Annotated in this window: 7 protein-coding genes; 3 read left to right on the forward strand and 4 right to left on the reverse strand. The window is 66.9% G+C overall.

Annotation, left to right across the window (positions count from 1 at the left end; translation table 11 throughout):
- Together JYJ84_RS25530 and JYJ84_RS25535 are read left to right on the forward strand one after the other, a co-directional pair.
- Window positions 1-156 (forward strand): response regulator transcription factor (locus JYJ84_RS25530; protein ID WP_205189591.1); only part of this gene is annotated, 156 nt, incomplete at its 5' end.
- 178 nt (window positions 157-334) lie between these two features.
- Complete coding sequence (locus JYJ84_RS25535) at window positions 335-1,156, forward strand: nitrilase-related carbon-nitrogen hydrolase (protein WP_175221367.1); 822 nt, start codon at window positions 335-337, stop codon at window positions 1,154-1,156.
- Between the two features lie 214 nt (window positions 1,157-1,370).
- Here JYJ84_RS25535 and JYJ84_RS25540 read toward each other — a convergent pair whose 3' ends face one another.
- A complete protein-coding gene (locus tag JYJ84_RS25540) occupies window positions 1,371-1,955 on the reverse strand; it encodes a flavin reductase family protein (RefSeq protein ID WP_175221366.1) in 585 nt (194 codons plus the stop codon).
- Between the two features lie 128 nt (window positions 1,956-2,083).
- Window positions 2,084-2,509: a VOC family protein gene (locus tag JYJ84_RS25545; protein WP_043182401.1), complete on the reverse strand. Its 426-nt coding sequence runs from the start codon at window positions 2,507-2,509 to the stop codon at window positions 2,084-2,086.
- Window positions 2,510-2,621: 112 nt separating this feature from the next.
- Between JYJ84_RS25545 and JYJ84_RS25550 the strand changes: the two genes are divergently transcribed.
- Complete coding sequence (locus JYJ84_RS25550; protein ID WP_175221365.1) at window positions 2,622-3,497, forward strand: LysR family transcriptional regulator; 876 nt, start codon at window positions 2,622-2,624, stop codon at window positions 3,495-3,497.
- Window positions 3,498-3,512: 15 nt separating this feature from the next.
- Here the strand turns inward: JYJ84_RS25550 and JYJ84_RS25555 are convergent, their stop codons facing one another.
- Both JYJ84_RS25555 and JYJ84_RS25560 read right to left on the reverse strand, forming a co-directional pair.
- Window positions 3,513-4,292 carry a hypothetical protein gene (locus JYJ84_RS25555; RefSeq protein WP_175221364.1) on the reverse strand — a complete coding sequence of 260 codons (780 nt, stop codon included), beginning with the start codon at window positions 4,290-4,292 and terminating at the stop codon, window positions 3,513-3,515.
- Between the two features lie 55 nt (window positions 4,293-4,347).
- Window positions 4,348-6,368, reverse strand: a 2,021-nt coding sequence (locus JYJ84_RS25560) for a TonB-dependent siderophore receptor (RefSeq protein WP_205189590.1), incomplete at its 5' end; no start/stop codon positions are given.

A 6,368-nucleotide genomic window follows, 5' to 3' on the forward strand; every position in this document is an offset into this window, starting at 1 on the left:
ATCCTCAGCGGCCGTTCGAACAAGGAAGTCGCGAACAAGCTGGCCATTTCGGCAGAAACGGTCAAGGTGCATCGCCGCAACATCTACGGGAAGCTCGCGATCAACTCGCAATCGGAGCTGTTCTCGCTGTTCCTGAACGCGCAGACCGGCTCCTGAAACGCATCGCGGGTCACGCGGGTCGGCGCTCGCCGCCACCGGCGGCGTCAAAGAGCAATACCCCCGACGGGTTAACGCACCGGCGGGATGGGAAATCCGCCGCTTCGGCGCATACTGGGGCCTCTTTACCCACCCGTCCGGCGCCACCGGCGACGGCCCCCCTGCTACCGACATCGCCATGAAACTGAAGCTCGACATCGTCCAGCTCGCCGGTCGCGACGGCGACACGCACTACAACCTGCAGCGCACGCTCGCAGCAATCGCGACCTGCGCGCCGGGCACCGACATCGTGATGTTTCCGGAAGCGCAGCTCACCGGCTTCCTCGATCCATCAAATCTCGCCGAATGCGCCGAGCCGCTCGACGGCCCGAGCGTCGGCGCGGTCATCGCGGCCGCTCGCGCGCGTGACGTTGCCGTCGTGGTCGGGCTGATCGAGAACGACGGCGGCCGCTTCTACAACACCACGGTATTCGTCACGCCGGACGGCATCGCAATGCGCTATCGCAAGACGCATCTGTGGGTGAGCGAGCACGGCGTCGTGCTGCCCGGCGACCGTTACGCGACGATCGAATGGCGCGGCGTGCGGATCGGCCTGCTGATCTGCTACGACAACGAATTCCCCGAAACCGGCCGCGCGCTCGCCGCACTCGGCGCCGAGCTGATCCTCATCACCGACGGCAACATGGAACCGTACCGCGCCGTCCACCGCACGTCGGCAACGGCGCGCGCGATGGAGAACCAGGTGTTCGCGGTGGTCGCCAACCGCGTCGGCGGCAGCACGCACGACGTCGTGTTCGCAGGCGGCAGCCTCGCGGCCGATCCGTTCGGAAACCTGATCTTCGAGGCCGGCAATGCCGAATCGCGTCACGCGGTCGAACTCGACTTCGACCAGCTCGCTGCGTCGCGCGCGGTCTACGACTATCGCCAGGATCAGCGCCTGCATATTGCGGGAGAACGCATCGAGCACGCAAACGGCCTTCGCGAACTGCTGATCCCGTAAGGACGGGCCCGCCCGGCGCGACACCATCCGTCACGCCGGGTCGGGCACCTCGCTCGCCAGCAGCACCGAACCGATCGATTTGCGGTGCGCGTCGAGCGCCAGCGAGCGCACGCTGCCGTGCGTAGCGCAGGCATTCGCAGAAACCATGCGGATGGAATTGAAAAGGCGCGCGTGAACCGCGCGCCCGGATCGGGACGGCACGCCCGGCCGACGCTTACTTCGCGTCCGGGTCCACGTGCAGCGATTCGCCGATCGCATAAAAATTGCCGCCCGCGATGTAATGCAGGCTGCGCAGTGCCGGATCGGCCGATTCGAAATACCAGTGGCCGTCGCGGAACACGCGCGTGTCGGACCACGCCGCGACCACCTCGCCGATGAACAGGTCGTAGGTCTGCTGGTTGTGCGGCTCCGGAATCAGCTTGCACGCGAGCCAGCCCGAGCAGCCGGCGACGAACGGCAGATCGTGGCCTTCGAAGTCGAACAGCGTGACGCCCGCTTCGCGCAGCTTGTCGGGCCGCTCCGCGAGACTGTGGCTGCCGACCGCATGCGTGAGCTGAATCTGTGCGGCCGTCGGCACCTGGATCACGAACGTGCCGCTGCGCTCGACGAGTTCGCGCGTCTTCGCGGTCTTGTCGAGCACGACCGTCAGCTTCGGCGGCTGGAAGTCCAGCGCGCACGCCCATGCGGCGGCCATCACGTTGTCGACGCCGTCGTGGCGGGCCGACACGAGCACGGTCGGGCCGTGGTTGAGGAGACGGTAGGCTTTCTTCAGCTCAACCGGCGCGATATGACTGTCCATACGGGTTCCTTGGAGAACGGCACGCACGAATGCCGTGCGGCGCGGCGCCGGTCGGTGCGCATGCGCACAGCCGGGCCGGAGGCCGCATTCTCGCACCCAATTTCAATCGGCGCTGACCGCGCCGCCGGTCACTTCGCGAACAACTGGCCGATATCGCGGAACGCCTTGAATTCGAGCGCATTGCCGCACGGATCGAACAGGAACATCGTCGCCTGTTCGCCGACCTGCCCCTGGAACCGCACATACGGCTCGATCACGAAGGTCACGCCGAACGATCGCAGCCGCTCGGCCAGCGCTTCCCAGCTCGGCCAGTCGAGCACGATCCCGAAATGCGGTACCGGCACGTCGTGACCGTCGACCGCGTTCGTGTGCGCACCTTCCTGCGACGCGGTCTTCGGATGCTCGTGGATCACGAGCTGGTGCCCGTAGAAGTCGAAGTCGACCCACTGCGCGCTCGAACGCCCCTCTGCCAGCCCGAACACACGGCCGTAGAAATCGCGCGCGGCCGGCAGGTCGTAGACCGGGATCGCCAGGTGAAACGGGGAAAGACTCATGGTTGCCTCGTGATGAAACGCTCGCGTGGCGCGAGGACGGCACCATGGTAGTCAAGGTCAAGCAGAAATTAAATCAATATATAGTTGAGCCATTCACAAACGGAATTGATGAATGATCCGCGAACTGAAAACCCTCGTCGCCGTCGCCCGGGAAGGCACGTTCGCCGCGGCCGGCAACCGTATCGGGCTCACGCAGGCGGCTGTGAGCGCGCAGATGCAGCGTCTCGAAGCCGAGCTCGGCTTCGCGCTGTTCGACCGGCAAAGCCGGTCGGCGCGGCTCAACGAGATGGGCCATCACGTACTCGACCAGGCGCAGGCACTGATCGGCCTGTACGACAACCTGAGCTCGACGGCGCCCGGTTCGCCGGCCGCCGTGCGCGTGACGATCGGCGCGATCGCGTCGGTGCAGAGCGCGCTGCTGCCGGCCGCGCTCGCCGATTTCCATCGCCGGCATCCCGCGTGCCGGACACGCGTGATACCGGGGCTGTCGATCGAACTGGTCAACCGGGTCGACGCGGGCGAGATCGACATGGCCGCGATCATCCGGCCGCCGTTTTCGCTGCAGAGCGACCTGCACTGGACGACGCTCGCGCAGGAACCGTTCCGGCTCATCGTGCCGCGCAGCGTAAAAGGCAGGGACTGGGCCGAACTGCTCGCGAGCGAACCGTTCGTGCGCTACGACCGCGCGTCGTTCGGCGGCCGCCAGGTCGATCGCTTTCTGAGGAAGATGCACATTGCGGTGCGCGACACCTGCGAACTCGACGAGCTCGACGCGATCGTCAAGCTGGTCGAGAACGGCGTCGGCGTCGCGCTCGTCCCGCAGACCGGCGTGTATCGCCGCTGGCCGGCCGGCGTGCGCGCGATCGACCTCGGGCCTCACACGTTTCACCGCGACATCGGGCTCGTGCATCGCGCGCGGCGGACGATGTCGGAGCCGGCGCAGCAACTGGCGCAACTGATCGAAGCGGCATCGCTGCAATCGACCTAGCACCGCTGTGGCAAATCAGCGCCGCCCGGCCGCCCAGTCGACGGCCGCGTCGAACAGCGCGACACCGGCCGGCGACAGGTTCACGAACGTGTCGTTGTCGAGGAAGAACATCACGCGGCGCGCCGGCGCGAGCGCTTCGTAGTCCATCGTCGCGCCCTTCTCGTACGCAAAGATCGCGGCCTTGTCGGGTTGGCCGTACACGGTCGCGATCGTGATCGCGCCGAGCCCCGGCTTGCCCCAGCTCATCGGCGCCTGCTTGCCGTACACGTTCGTCGCGCCGGCCGGCAGCCCGGCCGAGATCGGGTGCGGCGCATTGACGAGCCACAGGTAGCGCTCCTTGCCCGTTTCGCCGAAGTCGGCGTCGTGACGCTTGCCCGTCATCGCGAGATCGTCGAGCAGGTCGTTTTCCCAGGTCACGAGCGGCTTGTCGAGCGTGCGCCAGCCGGGCCGCACGTTCTTCGACGACACCGTTGACGAGATCACGACCAGGTCGGCATCGCGCGCCGCATCCGGCGTCGACGATTCGTCGATCAGGCGTACCGCGTAGCCGCGTTCGCCGAGATGCTGGACGATGCGTTCGTCGACCTTCAGGTTCGGGCCGCGCAACTGCACGAGCATCGCGACGCGCGTGACGGCCTGCGGCGCATCGGCTGCCAATGCGGGGGTGGCCACACCCGCGCCGAGGCCAAGGCCTGCGCCGATCGCGAGCACCGAGCCCGCGATCGCGCGCAAGGTACGACGCCGCGCACTGGCGGCAACGGCGCGCACGGCGCCGGTCTTCATGTTCCGGTTCATCTGGAGCTTCTCCGAAGCCGCGCGCCATCATGACGGCCACGCGGCGATTGCGTGGTCAGAACTGCAGCGTGGTGAGCAGCGACACCTGTCGCGCATCGCCGATCGCGACGAAGTAGCGGTTCGCGCTCGACGGGTAGTACGTGCGATTGAAGAGGTTCTTCACGTTGAGCTGGAACGACAGCTTCTGCTTGCCGATCCGCGTGTCGTACGTGGCGAACGCGTCGGCGAGCACGTACGACGGCAGCGTGAAGCTGTTCGCCGAATCGCCGGGGCGCGCGCCGACGTAGCGCACGTCCGCGCCGATGCGCAGGTCGTCGCCGCCGATCACCGTGCCGAAGTCGTAGACGCCCGCGAGCGACGCCGTGTGGCGCGCGACGTTCCACAGCTGATTGCCCGCGTACAGCGGATCCTCGGTGGTCTTCGCGTCGATATACGCGTAGCTCGCGATCACGTTCACGCGCTCGCCGATCCTGCCCGACACGTCGAGCTCGATCCCGCGCGAGCGCGCCTTGCCCGACGTGCGCCAGTCGGTCAGCTTGGTCGCGTCGTTGTACTGCGACACGAGCACGTTCTTCTTGTCGATGTTGAAGAATGCGAGCGTGCCGGTCATCCCGCCCGGCAGGTCGAGCTTGCCGCCCACCTCCCACGCGGTCGCTTCCTCGGGCGGCGTCGCGCCGTCGATGATGTAGCCCGTCATCGGCGCGATCGACGACGACGGCTTCAGCGACTGCGAATAGCTGCCGTACAGCGAGAACGTGTCGGTCCACTTGTAGACGACGCCCGCGCGCGGCAGCCACTTCGAGCCGCTGAGATCGGTGTTCGCGACGAACGGCCGGCCGCGCCCCGCGACCTGGTTGTACGTGATGTAGCGCAACCCGCCCGACACGATCCACTTGTCGGTCAGGTGGATCGTGTCCTGCACGAACGCCGATGCATCGTGCAGCGTGTCGGTCTGGTCGCTGTCGCTCGCGGACACCGTGCTCGACGGCGGCAGCAGCCCGTAGACGGGATTGAGATAGCTGAACGGCGTCTTCACGGCCTGCCGCAGCATGTCCTTGCGGTAGATGCGGCGGTATTCGGTGTCGAAGCCGACCTGCACGTCGTGCTGCATCCCGCCCAGCATCAGCTTGCCGTTCACGTAGCCGATCCCGTAGCTGTCGGTGCTGAGCGAGCCGTGCGTCGCGTCGTTGCTGCGCGTCATCGTGCCCTTCACCGGATCGACGCCCGTCGTGCGCAACTGGTTCGCGTCGTAGGTCTCACGGTTGTAGCTGTAGCCGAAATGCGCGCTCCAGTCCGCGTTGAACTGGTGATCGACGCTCAACTGCGCAAGGTGCGATTCACCGTCCATGTTGTTGAACGGCTCGTCGATGCGCCGCCGCGCGGGAATGTCGAGCGGTGCGTTGGTGCGCGGGTCGAGCGCCGTGCCGCGATCGAACGGCGAATGGAATTTCCGGTACTGGTAGGACACCGCGACCTGCGTATCGCGGCCATACCACGCGAGCGACGGCGCGACGAAGGTCTGCCGGTATTCGCCGAAGTTGCGCCAGTACTGCTCGTTCGACTGGTCGACGATCAGCCGGTACGCAAGCCGCGAATCGCCGACCGGCCCGGTCGAATCGAACGTCGCGCCGCCGCCGTTCTTGCCGTGCCCGAACGTCGACGCGCCAAGCGAGATCGCGTTGTAGCGCTTGAGCTGCGGCTGCTTGGTGACGACGTTGACCACGCCGCCCGGGTCCATCAACCCGTACAGCAGCGACGTCGGCCCCTTCAGCACCTCGACGCTGTCGACCGCCGCGTTGAACGCGCGCCCCTGCACGAGCGGCATCCCGTTCTGCATGATCGAGCCGTCGCGGTTGCCGCCGAAGCCGCGCTTCATGATGGTGTCCTGCGTGCCCGCGAGCGTGTTGCCCTGCGTGATGCCGCTGACGTTGCCGAGCGCGTCGTCGAGATTGCGCGGACGCTGGTCGCGCAGCACCTGCGCGGGCACGATGTTGACGGCCTGCGCGGTGTCGAGCAGCGGGATGTCGGAACGCAGCACGCCCGCCTCCTTCGGCGCGCGATAGCTTTCGGCGCGCA

It is taken from the genome of Burkholderia sp. LMG 13014 (genome assembly GCF_905232215.1).
Taxonomy (GTDB): Bacteria; Pseudomonadota; Gammaproteobacteria; order Burkholderiales; family Burkholderiaceae; genus Burkholderia.

Bases quoted from the DNA above. Each gene is read 5' to 3' on its own strand.
- JYJ84_RS25550 (WP_175221365.1), top strand. From the start codon at position 2,622: ATGATCCGCGAACTGAAAACCCTCGTCGCCGTCGCCCGGGAAGGCACG.
- JYJ84_RS25535 (WP_175221367.1), top strand. From the start codon at position 335: ATGAAACTGAAGCTCGACATCGTCCAGCTCGCCGGTCGCGACGGCGAC.
- JYJ84_RS25545 (WP_043182401.1), bottom strand. From the start codon at position 2,509: ATGAGTCTTTCCCCGTTTCACCTGGCGATCCCGGTCTACGACCTGCCG.
- JYJ84_RS25540 (WP_175221366.1), bottom strand. From the start codon at position 1,955: ATGGACAGTCATATCGCGCCGGTTGAGCTGAAGAAAGCCTACCGTCTC.
- JYJ84_RS25555 (WP_175221364.1), bottom strand. From the start codon at position 4,292: ATGAACCGGAACATGAAGACCGGCGCCGTGCGCGCCGTTGCCGCCAGT.